Origin of the sequence: Shewanella sp. 3_MG-2023 (assembly GCF_030548765.1) — a bacterium.
GTDB lineage: Bacteria > Pseudomonadota > Gammaproteobacteria > Enterobacterales > Shewanellaceae > Shewanella.
Window position 1 is genome coordinate 68,303 of record NZ_JAUOSH010000015.1, and the last position, 23,475, is coordinate 91,777.

Consider the following 23,475-nt stretch of genomic DNA (forward strand, 5'->3'; position numbering starts at 1 on the left):
CTCCTTTACTTCCTTTGATTGCACTTTTTAAATGCATTGTTACGCTTGGCGATATAACGACGAACAATCTCTTGTTGCTGTTGTTCACTCATATCTGTCGTTATTTCACCACTTTTGATTAAATTCTGTTTAACGCCGGACATATCTAAAGGAGGAGGTATTGCCCCACATTGAATGGTATTATTTTGATGCGTTAATTGGGTCTGATTAGAGCCGTTTTCGGCGCTATTACTATGGCTACAGCCCCAAATAACCCAGCTAAAAAAGATAGCGAATACAATGCGCATAATGAACGCCCAAACAACGAAGATGAATCAAAGAGTAATATTAAGTAAAGTTGCTAAAACGGCTTTACACAACTTTTTAGAGCGATTTTTATACAACTAAAGAAGTAAAAAATAATCGAAGATAAACTGAAAGGTAGAGAATATTGCGTAGAAAACCAAAAGGCCGCATTAAGCGGCCTTGTTGACTATAGCGATGCCTGACATGAGCTGATTAGCCGGCAGTTTTTAAATAGCTCGACACCCCGTCTAAGAACATTTGCACCGAAATCATTACCAGCACCATACCCATTAGACGCTCGACTGCGGTTAAGCCTTTTTCGCCTAATATGCGAGTAAAGACTTTATAGAATAGTAAGATAACTGCGCTCACACCCCAAGCCGCCACTAAGGCAATAGTCCAATCCATCATTCTGCTACTGTCACTGTGCGCCAATAATATTAATGCAGCTAACACTGATGGCCCAGCCATTAACGGTATAGCCATAGGAACAATAAATGGCTCTTCACCGGCGGCTAAACCTACCACGCCGCCCGGTTGTGGGAAAATCATCCTAATGGCAATTAAGAACAAAATAATCCCGCCTGCAATACTCACTGACTCTTGACGCAGGCTAAGAAAATTAAGGATCACCTCGCCGGCAAACAAGAACAGCAACATGATTGCCAGCGCAAACAATAATTCACGAATAAGCACTCGGCGGCGTTTTTTGGGTTCAATATGTCGCAAAATTGAAGCAAAAATAGGCAAGTTGCCCAAAGGGTCCATAATCAGGAAAAGCATGACTGCAGCAGAAAAGATGTCCATTACATTAGTTCTATTAATTATTAACAATGAGCTACTATTGTATACTTAATACAGTCATTTGGCAGAAATAACCGTGACTTTCGCTCTATCTTGCAACGCTGAAGGCTATCTTTACCGTGTAAATTGTCATCATGAGTGATAATCAAGCAAAGCAAGTATTAAGTTAATTGAAAGACTGCGATATACTGCGGTGTTTTTTCCGTTTCATTGATTCTTTGGATCCCATGCTCTATCTAGCTGCTAGTTGTATTGCACTTTTATTCGGACCGCTTTTTTATCGCTACTTCTCATCAGGGAGTGGGCTACAAAAAGGCTTAGATGGATTTATCTTCGTCTCATTAGGCGGGTTGGTGCTTATCCATATTTTGCCTGAACTCCTTGAACATGGTGGTTTTATCACTTTGCTGTTCGTGGTGCTTGGCTTATGGGGTCCCACAGCCAGTGAACGGCTTTTCCACCGCTACTCAGATATTACCCATAACGTTACCCTAACTTTAGGGATTGGCGGACTATTGCTGCACACCATTACCGATGGTGGCGCCATGGTTTTAGCCCAACAAGAGGGTAACTCTAGCTTATTAGCGCTGGGAGTGATTATGCATCGCTTACCCGTTGGTGTGGCAATTTGGTGGCTATTAAAACCCCAGGTTGGTACCCGCTGGGCCAGTGCGGTATTAGCTGCGATGATGGTACTCACAGGCTTGGGTTACTTTGCTGGCGAGCAACTACTCGATAGCCTCAGCTTAGATAATACCGTTTATTTACAAGCCTTTGTTACCGGATCAATTTTGCATGTGGTGCTACATCAGCCCCACGGACAACACGAAGAAGATCATCAAGGTCGCTATCAATACCAAGCAGGCATTGGCAGTTTATTGGGGGTCGCATTACTAACTGTATTATTGTTAATGGACAGTGGTGGCCATGCCCACGCACACGCCCATCACAGCCATGGCTCGGATCAGTTTATGTCTTGGTTACTGACCATCTCGCCAATATTAATTGCCAGTTACTTAATTGCCACTGCGCGCTTCAAAGCTGGGTTAACCCCGCAAAACAGTAGCCTCTCCAGTCGCTGGTTACAGCGTCTAGCGGGCCCTGAAGCCTTGCTGATCACCTTGCTATTATTGGGGCCTTGGTTTGCCATATATCAAGCTATTTCATTGTTGGCGATTGGCACGTTACTCAGCTTGGGTAAAGTTGAACTTACCGATCCCCACGAGAATTTACCGCAATCGGCTTGGCGCTTTGGGTTTGCACATTTAGTGGATCGCAGCGCGCCCTGGATTGCCCTTAGCTTAATTTTAGCCAACCTCATTGGTCATCCGTCGGTACATCTTGAGCACCCAGCACTGCAAGTATTAATCTTGTTAGTCGTCTTTCTACCGATGCGTTTTTGTAATTTAGGCGCGGCAGTACTGGCATTATCATTAGCCTATAGCGGCTGGAGCAATGTCGCAGTGGCATTTGCACTTATTGCAGCGCCTGTGCTTAGCCTTAGCCAGTTAAAGCTAATGAGCTGGAGCATGCGCTTGTCATTGTCAGCTGTATTAGCCGTCGCGTTGTTATTCGCACACCAGTATCTGGTTGATTGGCACCAGTTACTCACCTTGCCAAATAACGTTAATATTGCGGGATTAGTTGTGGTGGGATTAATCTTTAGTGCTAGCTTACTGCGCTTAGGACCACGTAAGTTCTTAAGTCGCTTAATGATTAAGTTTAGCGGTCATAACCATGATCATAACCACGATCACTCCCATGGACACGCCCATGGTGCTAATACCTCAGATAAATCTGCGGCTGCGCCAACAGAGCATAAACATCACCACTAATTAAGCCGCCGCATTAAGCGAGGGTTACTGTCAGGTTCATGTTATTCAGGCTATGATGTTTTATCATCGACCGAATAACTGAGCCGACTTAACCAAGCCTATGTGTATTTTATTTATCGCGGTAGACATGCATCCCCAATGGCCACTGATTGTGTGCGCTAATCGTGATGAGTTTCATCATCGCGCCACCGATCCAGCCCATTTTTGGCAAACAGTTGCTAACAGCAGTTTACCTCAATCTCAGTCGATATTAGCAGGCAAAGACCTACAAGCTGGCGGCACTTGGCTTGGAGTGAATCAACAAGGTCACTTTGCAGGCCTTACCAATATTCGCAATCAACAAGCCGATGGCCTAAGAAGTCGCGGCGAACTGGTGGTTAACGCTCTCGATCTTCGCCAAGATGTCAGCCTTGATTGGCTACGCCAACACAGCGCTAATTACAGTCCGTTTAATCTTGTTTATCAGCAGCAGCAGCAACTTTACTGTTTTAATAGCGTCACTGCTGAGAACACGCCATTAACTAAAGGTTTTCATGCTGTGAGTAATGGCGCTATAGATGATGTCTGGCCGAAAATGGCCAAGGGATTACAGGCGTTAGAGCAGCATCTATTAGCTGAAAAGCAGCCCAATATTGAACAAATGTTGGCATTTATGCGTGATGAATCTCAAGCTGAAGATAGCAGCCTACCTAGTACTGGCATTGAAATTGAGTGGGAAAGGCTGTTGTCGTCGATTTTTATTCGCCATCCAGAATATGGCACCCGCTCAACCAGTGTGGTAATGCGAGATAAAAACGGCAACATCGACTTTTATGAAGTGCGTTATGACGGCAAAGCTCGAAACTTAGGGCAACAGCATTTTGTTATAACACCCTAAGTCCGAATTAATCTATTCGCAGCCAAGCAATTAATCAGATGAATGATCATGGGTTATCACCCACTTATCATCAATACGCTCTATCAGTAGGGTGAACACACCATTAGGTTTGTCTTTTGTACGTTCTAATTGCCAACGACCCACAACCAATGCGGCGTAGTTGCTGAGCATTTTAATCTCTTTCACATTGAACGACAGTTTGCCCATGCGCGCTGAATCAGGATAACTTTTTTTATAGCTAGCAAGAATTACATCCCAACCGTAGCTAAACTTACCATTAGACACAAAACGTAAATTGTCACTTTGCCAATAGCCTTGCATATAGGCATCAATATCGCCGCTATTCCAAGCTTGTTCTTGCTGTGAAATCACTGCTCTAATTCTATCTGTAGGTATAGCACTATTGGTATTAACTTCGTCTAGTGACACGGATTGTTGTTCAAGTGAGACAACTGCGCTGACGGCATCAGGTTCAGCCTCAACCTCAGCCGGCGCTGAAGTTAAGGTGTCGGTAACGGCACTAACTAGCTGCTCTGCTGCAATATCTGCTGTATTCGTGGTTTTAGGTGAGCTATCTGAAGGGCTTGGCTCTACCTTTAAATCGGCAACGGGTTCAATCACGCCAACTTCGACCTTGGCAGTTGAAGCAGGTTTTAATGGCACGATTTTTAATTCAGCTTGTTTGAGTGCAACATCTGAGGCGGTTTGAGTCGCTGTTGGTTTATCTTCTGCCGCTAACATAGTAGTAAAACCACCAAAAATAACGGCGAATAAAATAATTATCGGGTGCTTCACACACTCTCCTTAATTTGTACCAAGGTTGAAATTACCCAACACGAGTGCCACAGTAATAACAATGATTTAGTACTTTTGCATTAGATTAATAACCCAGTAAGCATGCTGTGTCGTGTTAATCCCAACTGCGGTTTGGCTTATAAAACATGTTGAGATAAGCGATATCTGTAACATGAGATTCTGTGAAATTAATATATAAATTCATTCTGTTATGGTTAGATTCTAGCGTATCAGAGTGAAATAAACTGGAAAATAGCGCATGTTTAGTAAATTTTGTTTATGGCTATTGGCCATTAATGGCTGGAAATTAGACGGCCAGGTCGCCGCTGATGAACAATTCATTATGGTGGTTGGCCCACATACCAGTAATTGGGACTTTATTGTCGGTATTATCGCCCGCTTTGCTATAGGGGTAAAAATTCACTTTTTAGGCAAACATCAGCTGTTTATTCCCCCTTGGGGTTGGTTTTTTAAAGCCTTAGGCGGCAGCCCTGTGGATCGACGCAAAAACAACAATATGGTCGATGCTGTGGTGCAGCTATTTAATGACGATAACCAATATAAGTTGGCGCTGGCCCCCGAAGGAACCAGAAGCGCGATTACTCGCTGGAAAACCGGCTTTTATCATATTGCCACTAAAGCCAAGGTGCCGATAATCACCGTGGGATTAGATTTTAAAACCAAGTCTATTGTGATTAATCAACCGCTGCATCCCAGTGGCGATGTTGCCACTGACATGAATCGTATTTTAGATTTTTTCCGTAATATTAACGGTCGCCACCCTAAGGTTATCCCGCACTATATTCCCTCGGATGAGCAGCCAAAAAGCTAGTGTGGCTTGATGCTACGAATATCATCCCCAGTAGGGCTTTGAAAAGCACGTAAACCAAATTCAGGTAAGATGGCAAAGACGTGATCAAAGATATCTGCTTGAATGCCTTCATAAAAGGCCCAGCGGACGTCATTGGTAAACACATATAACTCGATAGGCAGACCTTCTGGCGTTGGCGCAAGTTGGCGCACCATCAGAGTCATGTCTTTGTGTAGCTTATTATTTTGACGTAAATAGGCATCTAAATAAGCTCTAAACGTCCCCACATTGGTTAAGCGTCTGCCATTAACCGGCATATCAATATCACTAACCTGCTCATTGGCATGGGAAATTTCTGAGCATACTTTAGGGAAGTAATCTTTAAGGTAATTCACTTTCGACAACCGAGTAATATCGTCTTCTGTCAGAAAGTGGATACTATTAACATCAAGATTAATTGAACGCTTAATTCGGCGGCCGCCCTTTTCTGACATACCGCGCCAGTTTTTAAAGGCGTCTGATACCAGCGCATAAGCTGGGATCATGGTGATGGTATTGTCCCAGTTACGTACTTTTACGGTATTGAGTGATACCTCATCTACAGCACCATCAGCGCCATATTTGTCCATTTGAATCCAATCGCCTTTACTCACCATACGGTTAGCAGCTAATTGAATCCCAGCAACAAAGCCTAAAATGGTGTCCCTAAACACCAACATCACTAAACCGGTGGCAACACCTAAACCACTTAAAAAGTAAATTGGCGACTCATCTGCAATCACTGATATGCCAATAATAAAACCAACAAAGAATAAAAATAGTTTAAATAGTTGTACGAAGCTTTTAACCGGTAAGCGGCGACTAATCAGCCTGACATCAGCAATTTCATTTACCGCATCTAAACAGGCGTAAATCGCCCGAATAACAAAAATGACCACCAGCACGCTTAGGCCACGGTCAATGACTGAGCCCAGCAACTGTTGATGGGTTAAAATAATCGGGATCAGTAAGTCCAAGGTCATGATTGGCACTAACAAGGACAATTTTTCCAATACGCCATAGCGCATGAAAATATCATCCCAAGTCACGGTCGATTTACGGATCATCGCATTAACCGCTTTTACAAATACCTTTTTGGTAATGTAATAAGCGATAGTTGCCACAATAAAGCTCACCATCAGTAATATTGATGTTGCTACACTGTCAGAGGGCTGACTATTCACCCCAATATCAAGCAACCAACTGGCAATATCATCACGTAACTCGTTATCCACGCATTAATTCCTTACACATTTATACTGATTGAAAGACTAGGTTTACAACATCCAAAGCCATTATAGAGAACAAAGACTTATTGAGAACGATCCAAAATAGCATATTTATCGATTAATTAACCCGCTTTCAATTTGATAACAAGTTCGCCATCAAATCACCACCGCATTCAAACAAGGCGACAGCATACCAAAGTAAACTAATGATATTGGTTGCAAAGTTGAGCACATTAATTGACCTAGAGCTCCCTTCACTTACCATTGGAACATTAAAACGAATTGAGGTTCCTATGAAACACACTTGGCTAGCAGTCATCCTAACACTGAGCATTCTCTCGGTTAGCAGTAACGCCCGCGCAGAAACGGATGAACAAAAGTTTAAGCCTTCGACTGCCTTGTTAGTGGATTTTATCGATAGCCGCGGCGATATGTTTGGTATCACCCTTGCCATGAAACATTTTGACCCTGATTACGCCGACTGGGGCTATTATATTGGTTATGCTTGGGGTGATAAATACGACCTTGATGTACCAGAGCCGGCTGAAGCTTATGCCGAAGAATACATGTGGCGCTTTGGGTTAAGCTATAGCCTAACTGAAAATTTTAATCTCTATGGCGGCGCCACGGTTTTTATAAACGAACAAAACTACACCAACAATATTTCTACCCGCGAAGTTAACGGCAAGCCGCGCTGGGAATCTAACCGTGATAAAAACTGGGGCGCTGAAGTTGGGGTACGCTACACAGTGTTTGATAGCTTTGTCATCGGCGCGGGTTACGACACCAGTGCCGAAGCGGCAATAATCTCCATTGGTTTTACCATGTAAGCATTATCAAAATCGTCATAATAGAAAAAGGACCCGCAGGTCCTTTTTTTGTTTTGAGTCTTTTTGTTCAAGCCTTTTGTTTCAAGCTGCTAACTCGCTACCCCCTAAAAGCTCACTAACATACCCGCAGGTAAGTAAGTATTGAAGCTGGCGCTATAGAGTAAATCTGTCGCCGCTTCGATATCCGGCGCAAAAAAGCGGTCTTTATCGTAATACGCAACCACTTCACGCAGCTCGGCTTTGGCTTTCACTACCGCATCACTGGGTTGTAATGGAGTGCGAAAATCTAACCCTTGCGCTGCAGCTAATAGCTCAATCGCTAACACCCCACGGGTATTTTCAGACATATCACGCAACCGACGAGCTGCAAAAGTTGCCATCGAGACATGATCTTCCTGATTCGCTGAGGTCGGTAAACTATCCACAGAAGCTGGATGCGCAAAGGTTTTGTTTTCAGATGCCAATGCCGCCGCCGTCACCTGTGCAATCATAAAGCCTGAGTTCACCCCACCATTTTTCACTAAAAATGGCGGTAATTTCGATAAGCTAGAGTCAATGAGCAGTGCTATGCGGCGCTCGGCAATTGAGCCTAACTCAGCAATAGCAATAGCCAAATTATCTGCTGCCATAGCAACAGGTTCAGCATGGAAGTTACCGCCTGAGATAATATCGCCGGTGTCTTGAAATACCAGTGGGTTATCGGTCACACCATTAGCTTCAACCCCTAACACTTCACCAGCATGGCGAATTTGGGTTAAACATGCCCCCAACACCTGTGGCTGACAGCGCAAAGAATATGGATCTTGCACTTTTTCACAATCAACATGGCTTTGGCTGATCTCAGACTCATCAGCTAGCAAGTGACGGAAGATAGCCGCTGAATCAATTTGACCTTGTTGGCCACGAGCCGCGTGAATACGGGCATCAAACGGGCTACGACTGCCCATAGCCGCTTCAACACTCATGGCACCAATAACTGAACTTGCAGCAAATAAATCTTCAGCATGGAATAAACCTTCAAGGGCTAGAGCGGTTGACGCTTGGGTGCCATTAAGCAGTGCTAAACCTTCTTTTGCAGCCAGTTCTATTGGTTTAAGCCCTGCAATTTCAAGCCCTTCTGCTGCTGTAATGATTTGACCTTGGTAGCTCATTTCACCTTCTGCCAGCATAGGTAAACACATGTGCGATAGCGGGGCTAAATCACCCGATGCGCCCACTGAGCCTTTTTCTGGAATACAGGGATAAACACCGGCATTAACCAACTGAATAAGAAAGTTAATCACTTCTAAGCGAATACCTGAAAAGCCGCGGCTTAATGAGTTAATTTTTAGCACCATCATTAAACGCACTGTGGCATCTTGCATGTATTGCCCTGTGCCCGCAGCGTGTGATAACACGATTGAGCGCTGCAATAACTGCAAATCCTCAGGGGCAATTTTGGTGTTAGCTAATAAGCCAAAGCCAGTATTAATGCCATATACAGTTCGGCCTCCATCTAATACTTGTTGCACTATCGCGGCACTGGTATTAATTTCAGGAATCGCTTCTTCTGCCAAGGTTAGATGAACTGCACCACGGCCAATACGGCGTAATTGCGCTAACGTCAGTGTGCCTGGTTTTAGCAGCAGTTTATAAGGTGTTGCAGTCATTATTTAGCTCCTTGCATTGGCAAATCTAGGCCTTGCTCTTGGGCGCATTGTTGCGCATGTTCATATCCAGCATCCGCATGGCGCATCACGCCTGTGGCTGGGTCATTCCATAAGACTCGGCCTAAACGCACTGCTGCATCATCACTGCCATCGGCAACAATAACTACACCGGAGTGCTGACTAAAGCCCATTCCCACACCACCGCCATGGTGCAATGACACCCAAGTTGCGCCGCTAGCCGTATTAAGTAAGGCATTCATTAATGGCCAATCAGAAACCGCATCTGAGCCATCGAGCATGGATTCGGTCTCACGATTAGGACTGGCAACTGAGCCTGAATCTAAATGATCACGGCCAATGACAATCGGCGCTGATAGCTCGCCCGTTTTAACCATCTCGTTAAACGCTAATGCTAAACGGGCACGGTCTTTTAATCCCACCCAACAAATTCGTGACGGTAAACCTTGGAAGGCGATACGCTCTCGGGCCATATCTAACCAGTTGTGCAAGTGAGGGTTATCAGGAATAAGCTCTTTGACCTTGGCATCAGTTTTATAAATATCTTCAGGATCGCCCGATAATGCCACCCAGCGAAACGGACCAATACCTTCACAAAATAGTGGACGCACATAAGCTGGCACAAAACCGGGGAAATCAAAGGCGTTTTCAACCCCTTCTTCGAAGGCCATTTGACGAATGTTATTACCATAATCTGTTGTGGCCGCCCCTGCCGCTTGCAGCGCCAGCATGGCTCTAACTTGCACCGCCATTGACTGCTTAGCCGCTTTAACCACTGCCGCTTCGTCAGTTTTACGCATTTCAGCAGCTTGCTCTAATGTCCAGCCTTGAGGTAAATAACCGTTTAATGGATCATGGGCAGAAGTTTGATCGGTCACCACATCAGGGGTAATACCACGCTCAACTAACTCAGCAAAAATATCGGCAGCGTTACCCAATAGGCCAACGGACACAGGCTTACCAGAGGCATTAGCCTCATCAATCATCGCTAATGCTTCATCTAATGAGGTGGCTTTCTTATCGACATATTGAGTGCGCAGACGAAAATCAATGCGAGTTTCATCTACTTCACAGGTTAATACTGAATAACCCGCCATAGTGCCGGCTAAAGGCTGCGCGCCGCCCATGCCGCCCAGTCCACCAGTTAGAATCCACTTACCCGCAGATGAGCCCCCAAAGTGCTGCTTGGCCATGGCGACAAAGGTTTCATAAGTGCCCTGAACAATGCCTTGGGAGCCAATATAAATCCACGAACCGGCGGTCATTTGGCCGTACATCGCCAAACCTTTTTTATCCAGCTCATTAAAGTGTTCCCAGTTAGCCCAATGTGGCACTAGGTTAGAGTTAGCAATAATCACCCGCGGCGCATTAGTGTGGGTTTTGAATACCCCCACAGGTTTACCTGACTGCACCATCAAGGTTTCGTCATCTTCTAGACGTTGCAGTACTTCAATTATTTTGTCGTAACACTGCCAATCACGCGCCGCGCGGCCAATACCGCCATAAACCACTAAATCTTCAGGGCGCTCGGCTACATCAGGATGCAGATTGTTCATTAACATCCGCATTGGCGCTTCTGTCATCCAGCTTTTACAACTCAATTGACTGCCATGAGGGGCAATAATGCGGCGGCTAGGGTCGTGTCTTTTACTAATGGTGTTATCCATATTTTCCTCTTCAACTAACATTGTCAGCTTGATGTCTAATATTTTTAGGTTTTTTTAATGATGTTCTGTTTAGAAGCAGTTAACTGTTAAAGGTTAAATGGCCCCCTAAACTAAATTTACTGCCGGGGTGAACCAAGCGCGCAAAGCTCACCACGCCTTTGCGTGACCAAGTGCGACGCAAAATTTGTAAGCAAGGCTCTGTTGGCTCAATATTTAATAATTGCTGCATTTGCTCGCTGGCAATAATGGCTTCGATGCGATGACGGGCTTCGGTTAAAGGCGCCACCTTGGATAAATATTCATGGGGGGTTAATTGGGTAAAGTCTTGCAGTAAGTAGTCAGGCACTAATTCTGGATTCACAAAGCGCTCTTCGACCTGTAATGGCGCATCTTGCTCGCAGTGCAGCAATACCGAGTAATACACAAGGTCGCCAATTTCTAATCCTAAGGCCACCGCAACGGGTCTTGTGGCAGCAATTTGGGTTAACTTAAGCTGCTTAACACTGTAGCCATGACCACGGTCTTTAATTTCATCGGCAATGTTTCGAATGGCCAATAATGATGACTGCGATTTAATCCCCGCCACAAAAGTACCAATACCTTGAGTGCGCTCTAACACCCCAGCCTCCACCAGCTCAGTCAATGCTCTTCTTGCTGTCATGCGACTACAAGAAAACAACTCAGCAAGTTGATTTTCTGATGGCACTTGATCATTTTCTTGCCACTCACCCGCTTCGATACGAGCCAGAATGGATTGCTTTATTTGTGCAAATTTAGCCAACACGGATTTCGCCCAGCCCTTGATGTGATTAAAAATCTACCAACAACCTTACCTTGTATATACAAGTTAAAACAAGTACTGTTTTGTGATAAAGTCTAAAAAATGAGTATTTTCAGGAGCGGTTATGTCGTGGGATCATGTGTGGATTGATGTCAATATTGCAACAATGGATCCAAGCAGTTCAGTCGCTTATGGCGCAATAACCGATGCCGCCATTGCAGTAAAAGACGGTAAAATTGCTTGGATGGGCCCGCGTAAAGAAATGCCTGAATTTGATGTATTTGAAATGCCCATCTATCGCGGCAAAGGCGGCTGGATCACCCCAGGGCTGATTGATGCCCACACCCATTTAATTTTTGCAGGCAATCGCGCTAACGAATTTGAAATGCGCCTCAAAGGCGCCAGCTATGAAGATATCGCCCGCGCTGGCGGTGGGATTATTTCAACCGTAAAAGCGTGTCGTGAAGCTGACGAAGCCGAGCTATTTGAACTTGGCAGACAAAGATTAAACGCCTTAGCCAAAGAAGGCGTCACCACGGTCGAGATTAAATCAGGCTATGGTTTGGATACCCAAACCGAAGTCAAAATCCTTAAAGTGGCCCGCGAACTTGGCCGTAATCATCATGTTGATGTTAAAACCACTTTCTTAGGCGCTCATGCGATACCAGAGGAATATAAAGACACTGCAAACAGCACCGCACGAAGTGATGCCTATATTGATATGGTGATTAACGACATGCTGCCTGCGGTTATCGAGCAAAACCTTGCCGATGCAGTGGATGTTTTTTGTGAAAACATTGCCTTTAACCTTGAGCAAACCGAGCGAGTATTAACCGCCGCCAAACAGGCCGGTTTAGATATCAAACTCCACGCTGAGCAATTATCTAACTTAGGCGGCTCCGCTATGGCGGCAAGAATGGGGGCTAAATCAGTCGATCATATTGAATACCTTGATGAAGCAGGGGTTATCGCGCTCAGTGAACATGGTACCTGCGCAACCTTGTTACCCGGCGCGTATTACTTTTTACGTGAAACCCAAATGCCGCCAATAGATCTGTTACGCAAACATAATGTACCTATGGTGGTCGCCAGTGATTTTAATCCGGGCTCATCGCCGATTTGCTCAACCTTATTAATGCTCAACATGGCCTGCACCTTATTTAAGCTGACTCCAGAGGAAGCCTTAAAAGGCGTGACCATTAATGCCGCCAAAGCTTTAGGTATTGAAGCCAATGTCGGCAGTTTAGCCGCCGGCATGACAGCTGATTTCTGCTTATGGGATATCAGCACTCCAGCGCAACTGGCCTACTCTTATGGGGTGAATCCTTGTAAGGATGTGGTTAAAAACGGCGTGTTAGTGCATCAATAAAGCCTTGCTTTAACTTGCGACTATTTAGTCAGCTCAATCTCGACCCGCCGCGAGTAGCCCCTTTGACTCAAGCGTAACAACAAAAAAGTGCTTAACCTTTTCGGGCTAAGCACTTTTTAATCACTGCAAACAAGGTTCAAATTTAAACGATTTTGATTAAACCAATAACCTTAATCAGTTGGGTGACGTTTGCCCTTTTTATTCTTCATTGGGTCGCCGTCATAGCCTAATGCTTGCCAACCAAGGCGCTGACCTTTGTTATGGCAATCGCTACATTGTAGGGCTTGCTCTTTAGGTGAAACCATGTGATTGATACGCCACCACATTTCAGTTTCCACAAAGCCATGTTCACCGCTATAACTGAGGCCTTTGTCTTTCATGGTGGTATTAGCTTCCATGCCAAGTTTTGATGCTAAGTCCCAATCGAACTTGTCCCAATAGCCATTTTTACCAAACACTTTAGGGGTAATTAAAATATTCAATTTGCTGTCGAATATCTGTTTACCAGTATGGACTTTAAACGGGTAGATTTTGGCTTTGCTGTCATTGATATCACCCAAAGGATAAGTGAGTTTTATCACCTGAGCTGGATCAATTTTATCACCCGCCATATAGGCATCAGCTTTACCGTTAAACCAAGCATATTGCGGCGGCACCATTTTTTGCCATTCAAAACTCCCTTTCTTATTCATAAAGGTTTTTTTGCCGTTTTTGTCTTTGGTTTCAGTTAACTCTTGCCCTGCTGTTGACCAGTCCCAGCGCATTTTTGTTGGCTCATTACGAGCAAAAAATGGGATGTGACAGGTTTGACAGGCGACCGCAGCAGTATGAGTATTAAGCTTTTTATTGTCATGGGGCGCACTGTCATGGCAGTTTTCACAACCAATGGGGTTTTCTCCCCCCGGTGACACGCCCATGGCATTGCCAGAGATTTGATGACTTGCAGTGGTATGACAGGTTTGGCATTGGAAGTCATTGCCGTCAGTGTCCATATGCACATCGGTATCTTTTTCAGGATATGACATGGAAGAGTCTAAATCCCCATGCTTCACCGCGTCACCACCGCCACCATAAAAATGGCAAGTACCGCAGTTATCTCGAACCGGTTGGCCGACATTTTGTGCTACCCGCTCAAGATTCACTTTCGCCATCGCTTCACCCGCGCCTGCAGGCTCTTTGATATAAGTTCCTGTGGTGTCATGGCACACTAAACAATCCACTTTAGTCATATCAGTAAAGTCAAAGCTGTTGTCTTTCCAGCCATAACCCGCATGACAACTGGTGCAGCGCGGCTCGTTACCACTAATGGAGACACAAAAATTATTGATACTATTTTTTTTACCGCGCTTCACAGTGCGGCCTGGTAATTCTTGCTCTAACTCCCAAGTCCAATGGGAAGACTTCATAAACTCTTTCGCATGGTCTTCATGGCATTCAATACATTGCTCAGTGACGTCAGAGCCTTGGGTAAACGGCCCCTCAATCACTTCTTTATGATCAAATTCTGCATAGGCCATCTGACTGCAAAAGGCTAATGCGACTACTAATTTCATGGTTTTCATATAGCACTCCTAGCCCCTGCCACGCAGGGGCACCATGTTTAGAAATTAACTGTTAATGATGCATTTACATCATAAGCAGTATCAACAACAGGCAACATGGAATAGGCAGAGCCTGCAATCACATCATCAATTTTTTGCGGTGCGCCCACTGGAGTGCCACTACCGGTATATTCATAGTCGTAATACAGCCCTGCGACCTTGATAAACATTTTAGGATTGATATCAAAGATGTAATAGGCTTCAGCAACATGGCCACGAGTGGCTAATTTGCTGCCAATTGGGTCATCTTGAGCTTGGGTGAACGGCGTCCAGTATTCAGAGCCATAGTTATATTCAAGGCCAAATTTACCCATTGGTGCAGGCATTTGGAAACCAACATAAATACCATAGCCGTCTTTTGTTGAGGCATCATCAGCAACCGTTGGCATCATAATGATTTCTGTACCAGTGCTGTTAAGCTGCGCTTCAAAAACGGCATCAGATAACATGCCACCAAACATACCGCTGTTGCCATTTGGCTCAGCGCGAGTCCAGCCTAATGAAGCAAAGGCTTTAAAGTCTTCATCACTTTCATAGGCATAACCCAAACCACCTAAGTACATATCACCAATCACGCCACTGGGTTGTACGCGGGTGACAAAGTTAAAGTTGTCGAACTTTTGCATATCTTGATACATGGTTGGCGCAAATATACCTGCCAACTGAGTTGGAAATGCCATGGTGCCTTTGAAGCCATCATTAACATCTTTGGCGCCAAATAAGGTGAACTGTAAGAAGTGGTTACCATCGTTAATGGCATCAATATTAAAGCCGCCTAAATGGGTATCTTTGGTGACGATATCGCCAAACATTTCGCCATTGCCCCACTGAGACTCAAAACCTTGGCCATAGCAAAAGCGCACCACTTGGCCATCAATACCAGTAATTTCACCGAGTTTGTAACCTAAAGTGGCGCCGTCAAAGTTAAAGTTAACTAAATGACCAGATGGGGTACCGCCACGCATTTCGTTTTCACGGTAATGACTTGGTGGGCCGTAAGTTGATGGACGACGACCAATTGACAGGTAAGTTTGACTGCCACCTATATTACGCCAGTCAAAATAGGCTCTTTCCACTCTGAGCCAATCACCACTGGTATTGCCACTACTGGTGCCATCCATGGTGAATGAGCGCCATGAATCAAACACTTGTGTGCCAGTTGAATCGCCCCAGTTTTTATACATAGATAAACGACCCGCAAAGCTGACGTTATCCCACACTTTAGCTTTCATATTTAAGCGTAAACGAGTGGTATAAAGTAAGTCATTGTCGATGTCTTGAACTGTTTTAGGCGCGAGTACATAGGGCATAACACCTTGTAATTGGCCACTTTGAAATGCTTGAGCTAAAGCAGGATTGGTCGCCATCATTTGCCCAAGTGGTGAGTCAGCGCTAGTAGGGTCGCCAAATGCTCCTGACATGGCTTTGGCGCCAAAATCTGAAAAATTAACATTAATGGCAGGATTCCAAGTCACATCTTGATAGTGCAATGAATGCACTTTGGTTCTAAAGTCACCTGTGATAGTTAATCTATCTAAGGCGCTATGGCGCTCAGTTTTATCCACCCGTGAATTAAGATCGTCAAGCTCTTCGGTTATTTCGGTTAATTGCTGTTTTAGCTCTGCCATTTTTTGAGCATCATCATTGGCTGATGACGGTGCTGCGGCCATGGCCGCACCACTAAACGCTAATGCATTGGCAACGAGTATTGATATTAAGGTACGCATAATTTGGCTTCCTTTTATTTTGCCTAAACCATCCAAATACATAGGTTTAGGCTAAATTTTGGCTGCAGAAATCCCTGAGCGATAAACTCAATTTTTCTGCTTTTTATCTGGATTAACTGATGGTGTTGCTGGCTTATTCTGACTTTTGCATTAAGTCTAAGCCGCCATCAGGACGCACGATTTCCGCTAGCCGCAGGTTTGTGGCTGATCAGAGTCCGCTGCGTGGTCATATAAAAACTGCTGAATATCTTTCAGATCTTTTTCTGATAGGGCTTTGAATACTTCAGGCTTAGCCTTATGTTGATCGCGCTTGAAAAATCTGTCCCACTGGCTCATGGTTTTTGCCATTGGGGTTAACTCAGGGCCTTCGGTGCCGACACTATGGCAAGCTTTACATTGTTTTTTATACAGATGTTTACCCTTTTTAGGGTTGCCGCCATCAGCTGCAAAACTGCCGCCAATCATGCACATTGCCACTAAGGCTACTGTCATCGCTATTTTTTTGTTCATCATTACTACCTCATCAATTTTTCTTTAGTTCTTTTTATCAATCAAGACAAACCAAATCTTTAATGCCTTGTTAAAGATGTTACTTAAAATAGGTGGACATTAATTTGACCTTGATCATATTCATGAGATAAATCTAATTGATAAAAACATAATTGAATAAAATCTAATTGAGCGAGTAATAACAATACTGATTTTTATACTTTTTAAGTATTAGTAAGTTGTGAAAAACTTAGCTAGGGGGTGAATGAGTACAGCAGTGAAATAAAATGACGCAAGCTATAACCCGAAAATCAACCACAAAAAAAGTCGCCAATAAGGCGACTTCTTCAGCGTATTAGTTACAGTAAGGTTAATCGTCGCTAAGTTCGTTTATCGGTAACCAGTTCACTTTAACCCCAGCTTGTAAAAACATATCTTGGCTAATTTTAATCTTGTCGCCCCAGCGAGACAAAAAGTCTGTGCTTTGCTCAGGGCAGAACACCCCGGTTATCCCGGTTTGGATAATCTTGGCAGCACAGTTAGGGCAAGGAAAATGGGTCACCCAAATATCACAACCATCTAAATCTCGCTTAGCAAATAAAATGGCATTTTCTTCCGCATGCAGGGTTTTAAGTAGCTTCATATCACGGTCATCGGTTTCTGCACTGTCAGAAATACCATGGGGATAACCATTAAAGCCAACAGACACTATACGGTTATGCTTGGTGATCACCGCGCCCACTTGGGTAGAGGGATCTTTACTCCAAGAGCCTACCAGTTCTGCCATTTGGAAAAATCGTTTTGCCCATTTTGAGATCATAGTAATAGCCTTTTAAGGTGATGATGTTTTTAGCTAAGTAACTGAATTCATCATACCTAATGTTGTTAACATTCTCACCTTTTCTACAGTAAGATTGTTGAATATTGGCTGTTTTCATCTGCGTAGCTAGCAAAAATATAAATACTGCCGACTGATTTGTGCGTTACTGCGCCACAAGTTGTTATTTGGACTAGCCAATAGCCCCAATAAAGCTTAGGATCTTCAGCAGGCAAACTTAAGGATTGGAGTACATATTCATTATGGGTATTAGAGCGATTATCGTAGATACAGCGGGCACCACCACTGATCTAGATTTTATTCAAGATGTACTATTTCCTTATTCAAAAAAGGCTATGGGTGATTTTCTAGCGCAAAATCAACATAACCCGCTAGTTGAATACTGTATCAGTGATGTACGCGACTTAGCATTAGAAGCAGACGCTTCAATTGAACGCGTTACTGAAATCCTCTCTCAATGGATTGATGAAGACCGCAAAGCTACGCCATTAAAAACCTTACAAGGGTTAATTTGGAAGCAAGGTTATGCCGCTAACGAGTTTACAGGCCATATCTATCCAGATTTTATTGATGCCATGCCAGGCTTAGAAGCGAGCAATATTCGTCTTTATAGCTTTTCGTCAGGCTCTGCTGAAGCGCAAAAACTATTATTTAGCCACAGCGATGCGGGTGATTTAACCCCTAAATTTAGTGGCCATTTTGATACCCGTACCGGTAACAAATTAGATAAGCAGGCCTACTGCAATATCTTAAATACCATCAGCTTGAGCCCTAAGCAGGTATTGTTTATCTCTGATGTGGTAGAAGAGCTAAAAGCCGCTGAAGCAGCAGGTCTACATACCCGCCATATGGTGCGTTTTGAAAACCAAAAAACGGCTAAGTTTGCGCAAATCAAAAGCTTTGCTGAGTTAACCATTGATTAAGCATGATTAACGACCATAAAAAACGACCTTAATGGTCGTTTTTTATGGCTTACGTCTTACAAAATAAGCTATCTAAAACCAGCCTTCAAATTTGCAAAACCACTTATTGGGCCGAATAATAAGACGCTGGAAACGCAGGAGAAATACACTGCTTAACTGTAAATGTGTAGCCGTATTTACCTTTCTCTTTATCAGCGCTAATCTCTAAAATTTCATAGTCATTAAGCTCAACCACTTTACTGTCTTTAATGTGCTCACAACGAGAAAATTGGTCAGCTTCAAAATAATACACAAAGCCTGCTACCATGCTTCTTACCAACACTCGGTAAGCTTCACGCACTAAGTCATAACGGCGCTCAGTATTTTCATCGCTAAAGTTAATATTAAATGAATCAGCGGCCTCAATATCTTCGGTTGATTCTCCGGTAATATCTTCAATCAGCTGCTTAGTCTTTTCAGATTCAACTTCTTCAAAGCCAACTTGTTCAGGTGTTGATTGTTCAGAGGTAGGCTCTGCTAAATCTGCAGTAATATCCGCTGGCGCTAAATTACCCTGGTTAATTTCAGCGATAGAATTACCCGTCATATCTTTAACCAGCTGTTCAAGCTCTTGGGGGATTTTCTCTTCAGCGATTGGCTTTGCAGGAATTGGCTCTTGCGTTGTAGGCTCTGGCGCTTTAACAACATTTCTTCCCTGCACACTGGCTTCTTCTTTTAATAAGCTCGCCATTCTGGCCTTGGGGTCAATGCTATCAAAACTGTGTTCAAAATCTCCCAGCAGCAAGATATTGGTCAGCACGATATAAGCCAGGATCACCCGTAACAAAATAGTCCGTTTACGGTAATGCTCGCTGTTGGTAAAGCTAATCGCTTTCACACCAACCAATTTAAAAAATGGTCGGAATACAAAATATAGTGGGATAGCAAACTGAAGCAGCATTAAAGCGATGCCACTGATCACCACAAACCACACAGGCATATACAGCAGCACCACTAAATTGTGGGTATAAGCTAAGTGCTGAGCCGAAATACCGGTGACTTCATTCACCACGGTACCAGCCCATACTAGTGAAAAGTTAGCTATCACCGCATAAAATAATAATAAAAAGGCTTTGCCGGCCAAACTATGCCAGGTTTTAGTAAATAGTGGCCAAAACTCGACCATCATCGCAATCATGGCAATGATAGCCACTAAGGTGAAACCATCAAAAACCAGCATCAGCAGAAACGCAATAAAGTATAGCTTTTGCGCCACGGTGAGCTTGCCGATAACGGTTTTAAAGTAGGTGATAATAGCGCCTGGCAAGGCGCGCCAACTATTTATGGGTTCGCTGATTAGCTGCTGCAAGCGAGCATAGTTTAAGGATTTCAAGTTCTGCGCGTTCCCTAGCAATGACATCATTATTAATCATCAAAGCATATTGGCAAATCGATAGCAAAGAATTAGCCGAGGTTGTTGAATTTGTTAGCGACTGATATGCTGCACAAAATTCAAACAAACGTTTAAATAAAGTGGTGTTATGGAACAGTTTATCGCGCAAAACTCAATTATTACTGAAATCCCTGTGACATGGGGAGAAATGGATGCTCTTAATCACGTCAATAATGCGGTGTATTTTCGCTATTTTGAAACCGCAAGAATTGAATTTTTCAGTCAAATAAACATGATGGATGAATTGAAAAAAACCTCGGTGGGCCCAGTGCTTAGTGAAACTCAAGCGAAATTTAAGCGCCCAGTGACCTTTCCTGACACGCTACTGGTTGGCATCACTATCAGCAATATTAAACAAGACCGCTTTATGATGCATTACCGTGTTTTTAGTAAAGCCCAACAAGCGATTACCACTACAGGCAGCGCAAAAGTGGTGATGTTTAACTTTAAAACTGGCCAAAAAGCCACTCTGACTGCTGAATTATTAGCAGCATTAGAGCAGCATGGCGAATAGCTTATAAGCTAGATTACTCTGCAGGGCCAGTTAGTTGCGCTAGTTGGCTTTTTACTGCATCAGTTAACGGCTTACTCTTTTCTGCTTGATAATCGTAATGCACCATAGTGGTTTTGGCCTCTGCTGTTTGGCGACCATTTTGCCAACAGCTTTGTGCAATCTCAAAACTACTGTTGCCCACACGGCTGATATAGGTTTTAACCGTCACTTCTGCGCCATAAAAGGTTGGTGCATTAAAGACAATATTAAAGCCTGCAATAATCATGTTCCACTTCGACAAATCTTGTCCTGGGTTCACAATATCAAACACTGGATCGCGCGCCGCCTCAAACCACACAGGGATCACCGTATTATTGATATGCCCTAATGCATCGGTTTCACAAAATCGTGGCGTGAGATTTAAACTGAATTGATTATCTGACATGCAAGCCTCTTATTTTTATTTTGTGCGTTCAGTAATGATAAATAAAACCGCAGGCAGTGTATGACAGCTTTAAAAGTGAGTCACCCTATTCTGATTTTTCAAGCTCAAATGTCATCAAAGAAGTCTTTATTACGGATGTATTTGTGCATGTAATGAAAGGCAAAAGGCGACACTATCCAACTAAAAAAACTTAATAGGAATCGCTTTACCGGCGATATGTTTTCATAAATCCGTTCGTTATGCAGCCACAGCATTTTCCCCACATGAAAGTAAATACCTGGCAGTGGTGGCAAAAAAGTCACCACATCAATATCACAGCAAATACGATAAGTACGTCGATGTAATAAATACGCTTTTTGAAAGCTTTTAAACCCCGGTGACGGCTGGCCAAAAGTCACCACCCGCTTAATTGAGTTTGGGTATAATCGCTCTAATCTATCTGCGGCTAATATTGCCATTGAGCCACCTGATGAGTGACCAGTTAGTGAAATACGCTTACCAGCCAGAATCAACGGGTTGAGGATCATTTGTAACTGAGTGAAAAGACTAATATCAGCCTCATAATGCGGTGCTATCGGGTTAGTACTTTGCTCCAATAAATAGTCATAGCCAGAATGCACATTGTAACGACACCCTTTAAACTGCTTCGCTTTCGGCCAGCACTGACAATTGAGTAGCCATTCGTTCATAGTTTGCGAACCACGAAATACCACCAGCACTTCTTTTTTATTGTCACGCCACATAACTCGGGCACATATATTACCCCAGCGATTGGCAATTTCACGATAATTACCCCTAGAAAACCCGAGCTTTTCTGACTCAAAGTCAGCACGGTAAGTCACCTTGCACAAAACAGCATAACGTTCGTATTGATAGCGTTTAAGTTTTTTCAAAAGTAACGGGTTCAGTTAGGCAAACTGAATTGAGGATAAAGCCCTTTTATGACACTACTGTGATTAATAAAGTAAAACTGCCTAAAGAATTAAATCAGTTTAAGTCTTGAATAGTTTATAATTATTCTCACTTATTTTTCTTCGCTTCGAGCTCAGCTGCAATTTCTGATAAAGCTTCTTTTTGATCTTCAACACTTACCTTTCTATGATTTACAAAAGTTAAGTAATGCTTATGACTCAACAAATAAATAGAAACGAAAATAAAAATAGCACAAGAAAATAATACCAATAAATCAAAGTCTTTCGATAATATTACTGGAATCAACAAAAGTAATGAAATAAGTAAAACTCGCTTCAATACCTTCACTGCGTAAAATGAGCCTAAAACAACTTGATAGTTCACAACTACAAACAAACAAGCGGAAATTGAAAGTAATAAAAGCTCAACTTCAGAGGATAGTGAGAAGTAAAATCGTAGCAACATACCTCCCGTTAACCCTATTGAAGCAGTCATAGCTACCGAAGCAAACAAAAAACACACAATGGATAGGATAGGCGGAAATAGTCCTACATGTTCATCTTCATTCATTACACTCCCACCTCTTCATATATACCTATAGCTAAATTTCTGATGTTTCCCGATAGCGCACTACCAGTAAAACTCAATGATGCTCCGATAGCATCTGTTAGTTGTAGTCTAAAAGAAGCTGTGATGTGTTTGTTAGAGTATCGTCTAACCGCACCTTTTCTCAACATTGATTTCAAAACTGTGTTAGATCCTCCTGTGACATTTAGCCTTAATAGCTCTGCACTGAGTCTTCTCTGTTCTGGTCTAGAAAGACCTTTCAGCATTGCATAAGTAGACTTTCCAGTTTGAGCTTGCATTAACTTAATGCTCTTCACTGTGACCGCTGCAGCAGCTCCCGCTCCCGCAATAGAAACTAAATCAATAATGTTACTAGCAGCCTGATACCACTCCAGACTATCCAAACTATCATTTTTACTGGGTTCGGTAATTTCATTCACTGTGCGATACGCACCGTTAACGCATTGCATAGAACTCGCAGCAGTTGCACCTATAGCTAAATAAGTTATCGCACTACTAGTTCCTCCTGTAAGGGGAATGGCTGTAGCACTTCCCAATATAACCATCCAACCAATAATGGCAGCACCACAACTGACCACTGTGCCAGCAACTTCAGACACCAATCTTGACTCTCGGATATTACCTTGACTGCCTTTGAGGTGAGCAGCAAAAGCAGCTTGGTTCATTTGTGCCGGAGGTTCTCTTAATATTATTTTGACCGGATTAATCTGACATACAGCTTCAAATTTTCGTAGCTCGACAATATTGAATTTGCTATCAATATAAACGACACCTGCACCAGTCAACCCATGCATCGCATCAATTTTCGCAAATAAAGTGTCAGTATCAATTTCAGCTAAAATTCGCTGACTTAACTGATTTTCATAATATGATTGAGTACTTGATTTGAATAAAGAATTGCCTGTTTCCATGCTTCCGTCCATGTAAGCTTATTTTAAAATGCATTATACCTTTATCAATTATAATAACCATTATTACAAAGTATTAGCTCCGCGGGTCAACAGACACAAAAAAGGACGCTAATGCGTCCTTTATAAT

At 43.3% G+C, this 23,475-nt stretch carries 23 protein-coding genes; 7 read left to right on the top strand and 16 right to left on the bottom strand.

Going from position 1 to position 23,475, the window contains the following annotated elements:
- Nucleotides 1–5: 5 nt before the first annotated feature.
- Entirely contained in the window at nucleotides 6–287 is a 282-nt protein-coding gene (locus tag Q4591_RS10420) for a hypothetical protein (protein ID WP_102435947.1), read from the bottom strand.
- 211 nt (nucleotides 288–498) lie between these two features.
- Nucleotides 499–1,092: a YhgN family NAAT transporter gene (locus Q4591_RS10425; RefSeq protein WP_102435945.1), complete on the bottom strand. Its 594-nt coding sequence runs from the start codon at nucleotides 1,090–1,092 to the stop codon at nucleotides 499–501.
- Between the two features lie 224 nt (nucleotides 1,093–1,316).
- Here Q4591_RS10425 and Q4591_RS10430 point away from each other — a divergent pair, with 224 nt between their 5' ends.
- Together Q4591_RS10430 and Q4591_RS10435 are read left to right on the top strand one after the other, a co-directional pair.
- Complete coding sequence (locus Q4591_RS10430; RefSeq protein ID WP_102435943.1) at nucleotides 1,317–2,924, top strand: metal transporter; 1,608 nt, start codon at nucleotides 1,317–1,319, stop codon at nucleotides 2,922–2,924.
- Between the two features lie 100 nt (nucleotides 2,925–3,024).
- Nucleotides 3,025–3,801 carry an NRDE family protein gene (locus Q4591_RS10435; protein ID WP_102476486.1) on the top strand — a complete coding sequence of 259 codons (777 nt, stop codon included), beginning with the start codon at nucleotides 3,025–3,027 and terminating at the stop codon, nucleotides 3,799–3,801.
- A 30-nt stretch (nucleotides 3,802–3,831) separates the two neighbouring features.
- On the opposite strand, the gene Q4591_RS10440 is transcribed toward Q4591_RS10435, so the two are convergent.
- Nucleotides 3,832–4,230 (bottom strand): SgcJ/EcaC family oxidoreductase, encoded by a 399-nt coding sequence (locus tag Q4591_RS10440; protein WP_102435939.1) that lies wholly within the window; start codon nucleotides 4,228–4,230, stop codon nucleotides 3,832–3,834.
- Nucleotides 4,231–4,855: 625 nt separating this feature from the next.
- Here Q4591_RS10440 and Q4591_RS10445 point away from each other — a divergent pair.
- Nucleotides 4,856–5,428, top strand: a complete 573-nt coding sequence (locus tag Q4591_RS10445; RefSeq protein ID WP_303460958.1) for a lysophospholipid acyltransferase family protein — start codon at nucleotides 4,856–4,858, stop codon at nucleotides 5,426–5,428.
- Here Q4591_RS10445 and Q4591_RS10450 read toward each other — a convergent pair.
- A complete protein-coding gene (locus Q4591_RS10450; protein ID WP_102476488.1) occupies nucleotides 5,425–6,681 on the bottom strand; it encodes a mechanosensitive ion channel family protein in 1,257 nt (418 codons plus the stop codon). The two genes, Q4591_RS10445 and Q4591_RS10450, sit on opposite strands and share 4 nt — an antisense overlap.
- 287 nt (nucleotides 6,682–6,968) lie before the next feature.
- On the opposite strand from Q4591_RS10450, the gene Q4591_RS10455 reads away from it, so the two are divergent.
- Nucleotides 6,969–7,505, top strand: coding sequence for a TonB-dependent receptor (locus tag Q4591_RS10455; RefSeq protein ID WP_303460960.1), 537 nt, complete (start codon nucleotides 6,969–6,971; stop codon nucleotides 7,503–7,505).
- A gap of 104 nt (nucleotides 7,506–7,609) precedes the next feature.
- Here the strand turns inward: Q4591_RS10455 and hutH are convergent, their stop codons facing one another.
- The 3 genes from hutH to hutC all read right to left on the bottom strand — a co-directional run bounded on the left by hutH (nucleotide 7,610) and on the right by hutC (nucleotide 11,623).
- Complete coding sequence (gene hutH / locus Q4591_RS10460) at nucleotides 7,610–9,154, bottom strand: histidine ammonia-lyase (protein WP_303460963.1); 1,545 nt, start codon at nucleotides 9,152–9,154, stop codon at nucleotides 7,610–7,612.
- Entirely contained in the window at nucleotides 9,154–10,827 is a 1,674-nt protein-coding gene (gene hutU, locus Q4591_RS10465) for a urocanate hydratase (protein WP_303461018.1), read from the bottom strand. Before hutU ends, hutH begins: the two co-directional genes overlap by 1 nt.
- A gap of 91 nt (nucleotides 10,828–10,918) precedes the next feature.
- The gene (gene hutC, locus Q4591_RS10470; protein WP_102435927.1) at nucleotides 10,919–11,623 is read right to left on the bottom strand and encodes a histidine utilization repressor; all 705 of its coding nucleotides are present in this window, start codon (nucleotides 11,621–11,623) and stop codon (nucleotides 10,919–10,921) included.
- 121 nt (nucleotides 11,624–11,744) lie between these two features.
- On the opposite strand from hutC, the gene hutI reads away from it, so the two are divergent.
- The gene (gene hutI, locus Q4591_RS10475; RefSeq protein WP_102435925.1) at nucleotides 11,745–12,989 is read left to right on the top strand and encodes an imidazolonepropionase; all 1,245 of its coding nucleotides are present in this window, start codon (nucleotides 11,745–11,747) and stop codon (nucleotides 12,987–12,989) included.
- Between the two features lie 170 nt (nucleotides 12,990–13,159).
- On the opposite strand, the gene Q4591_RS10480 is transcribed toward hutI, so the two are convergent.
- The 4 genes from Q4591_RS10480 to Q4591_RS10495 form a co-directional block, all read right to left on the bottom strand.
- Nucleotides 13,160–14,551, bottom strand: coding sequence for a tetrathionate reductase family octaheme c-type cytochrome (locus Q4591_RS10480; protein ID WP_303460966.1), 1,392 nt, complete (start codon nucleotides 14,549–14,551; stop codon nucleotides 13,160–13,162).
- Between the two features lie 38 nt (nucleotides 14,552–14,589).
- A complete protein-coding gene (locus Q4591_RS10485; RefSeq protein ID WP_303460968.1) occupies nucleotides 14,590–16,317 on the bottom strand; it encodes a DUF3373 domain-containing protein in 1,728 nt (575 codons plus the stop codon).
- Nucleotides 16,318–16,503: 186 nt separating this feature from the next.
- Nucleotides 16,504–16,830 (bottom strand): c-type cytochrome, encoded by a 327-nt coding sequence (locus tag Q4591_RS10490; protein ID WP_102435919.1) that lies wholly within the window; start codon nucleotides 16,828–16,830, stop codon nucleotides 16,504–16,506.
- 346 nt (nucleotides 16,831–17,176) lie between these two features.
- Nucleotides 17,177–17,626, bottom strand: coding sequence for a dCMP deaminase family protein (locus Q4591_RS10495; protein WP_102435917.1), 450 nt, complete (start codon nucleotides 17,624–17,626; stop codon nucleotides 17,177–17,179).
- Between the two features lie 260 nt (nucleotides 17,627–17,886).
- On the opposite strand from Q4591_RS10495, the gene mtnC reads away from it, so the two are divergent.
- Nucleotides 17,887–18,567, top strand: coding sequence for an acireductone synthase (gene mtnC / locus Q4591_RS10500; RefSeq protein WP_076541452.1), 681 nt, complete (start codon nucleotides 17,887–17,889; stop codon nucleotides 18,565–18,567).
- A gap of 103 nt (nucleotides 18,568–18,670) precedes the next feature.
- Here the strand turns inward: mtnC and Q4591_RS10505 are convergent, their stop codons facing one another.
- Nucleotides 18,671–19,939: a hypothetical protein gene (locus Q4591_RS10505; RefSeq protein ID WP_303460971.1), complete on the bottom strand. Its 1,269-nt coding sequence runs from the start codon at nucleotides 19,937–19,939 to the stop codon at nucleotides 18,671–18,673.
- A gap of 148 nt (nucleotides 19,940–20,087) precedes the next feature.
- Here Q4591_RS10505 and Q4591_RS10510 point away from each other — a divergent pair, with 148 nt between their 5' ends.
- Nucleotides 20,088–20,513 (top strand): thioesterase family protein, encoded by a 426-nt coding sequence (locus Q4591_RS10510; protein ID WP_303460973.1) that lies wholly within the window; start codon nucleotides 20,088–20,090, stop codon nucleotides 20,511–20,513.
- 13 nt (nucleotides 20,514–20,526) lie between these two features.
- Here Q4591_RS10510 and Q4591_RS10515 read toward each other — a convergent pair whose 3' ends face one another.
- The 4 genes from Q4591_RS10515 to Q4591_RS10530 all read right to left on the bottom strand — a co-directional run bounded on the left by Q4591_RS10515 (nucleotide 20,527) and on the right by Q4591_RS10530 (nucleotide 23,348).
- The gene (locus Q4591_RS10515) at nucleotides 20,527–20,937 is read right to left on the bottom strand and encodes a thioesterase family protein (RefSeq protein WP_303460975.1); all 411 of its coding nucleotides are present in this window, start codon (nucleotides 20,935–20,937) and stop codon (nucleotides 20,527–20,529) included.
- A gap of 104 nt (nucleotides 20,938–21,041) precedes the next feature.
- Nucleotides 21,042–21,830, bottom strand: a complete 789-nt coding sequence (locus Q4591_RS10520) for an Mbeg1-like protein (protein WP_303460978.1) — start codon at nucleotides 21,828–21,830, stop codon at nucleotides 21,042–21,044.
- 127 nt (nucleotides 21,831–21,957) lie between these two features.
- On the bottom strand, nucleotides 21,958–22,419 hold the full coding sequence (locus Q4591_RS10525) for a hypothetical protein (RefSeq protein ID WP_303460980.1): 462 nt from the start codon (nucleotides 22,417–22,419) through the stop codon (nucleotides 21,958–21,960).
- Complete coding sequence (locus Q4591_RS10530) at nucleotides 22,419–23,348, bottom strand: hypothetical protein (protein WP_303460983.1); 930 nt, start codon at nucleotides 23,346–23,348, stop codon at nucleotides 22,419–22,421. The genes Q4591_RS10525 and Q4591_RS10530 overlap by 1 nt, the downstream gene beginning before the upstream one ends.
- Nucleotides 23,349–23,475 lie beyond the last annotated feature (127 nt).

Excerpts from the sequence above, each read along its gene's own strand:
- Q4591_RS10420 (WP_102435947.1), bottom strand. The coding sequence starts at position 287 with ATGCGCATTGTATTCGCTATCTTTTTTAGCTGGGTTATTTGGGGCTGT.
- Q4591_RS10425 (WP_102435945.1), bottom strand. The coding sequence starts at position 1,092 with ATGGACATCTTTTCTGCTGCAGTCATGCTTTTCCTGATTATGGACCCT.
- Q4591_RS10430 (WP_102435943.1), top strand. The coding sequence starts at position 1,317 with ATGCTCTATCTAGCTGCTAGTTGTATTGCACTTTTATTCGGACCGCTT.
- Q4591_RS10435 (WP_102476486.1), top strand. The coding sequence starts at position 3,025 with ATGTGTATTTTATTTATCGCGGTAGACATGCATCCCCAATGGCCACTG.
- Q4591_RS10445 (WP_303460958.1), top strand. The coding sequence starts at position 4,856 with ATGTTTAGTAAATTTTGTTTATGGCTATTGGCCATTAATGGCTGGAAA.
- Q4591_RS10455 (WP_303460960.1), top strand. The coding sequence starts at position 6,969 with ATGAAACACACTTGGCTAGCAGTCATCCTAACACTGAGCATTCTCTCG.
- hutH (WP_303460963.1), bottom strand. The coding sequence starts at position 9,154 with ATGACTGCAACACCTTATAAACTGCTGCTAAAACCAGGCACACTGACG.
- hutI (WP_102435925.1), top strand. The coding sequence starts at position 11,745 with ATGTCGTGGGATCATGTGTGGATTGATGTCAATATTGCAACAATGGAT.
- Q4591_RS10480 (WP_303460966.1), bottom strand. The coding sequence starts at position 14,551 with ATGAAAACCATGAAATTAGTAGTCGCATTAGCCTTTTGCAGTCAGATG.
- Q4591_RS10485 (WP_303460968.1), bottom strand. The coding sequence starts at position 16,317 with ATGCGTACCTTAATATCAATACTCGTTGCCAATGCATTAGCGTTTAGT.
- Q4591_RS10490 (WP_102435919.1), bottom strand. The coding sequence starts at position 16,830 with ATGATGAACAAAAAAATAGCGATGACAGTAGCCTTAGTGGCAATGTGC.
- Q4591_RS10495 (WP_102435917.1), bottom strand. The coding sequence starts at position 17,626 with ATGATCTCAAAATGGGCAAAACGATTTTTCCAAATGGCAGAACTGGTA.
- mtnC (WP_076541452.1), top strand. The coding sequence starts at position 17,887 with ATGGGTATTAGAGCGATTATCGTAGATACAGCGGGCACCACCACTGAT.
- Q4591_RS10510 (WP_303460973.1), top strand. The coding sequence starts at position 20,088 with ATGGAACAGTTTATCGCGCAAAACTCAATTATTACTGAAATCCCTGTG.
- Q4591_RS10515 (WP_303460975.1), bottom strand. The coding sequence starts at position 20,937 with ATGTCAGATAATCAATTCAGTTTAAATCTCACGCCACGATTTTGTGAA.
- Q4591_RS10525 (WP_303460980.1), bottom strand. The coding sequence starts at position 22,419 with ATGAATGAAGATGAACATGTAGGACTATTTCCGCCTATCCTATCCATT.
- Q4591_RS10530 (WP_303460983.1), bottom strand. The coding sequence starts at position 23,348 with ATGGAAACAGGCAATTCTTTATTCAAATCAAGTACTCAATCATATTAT.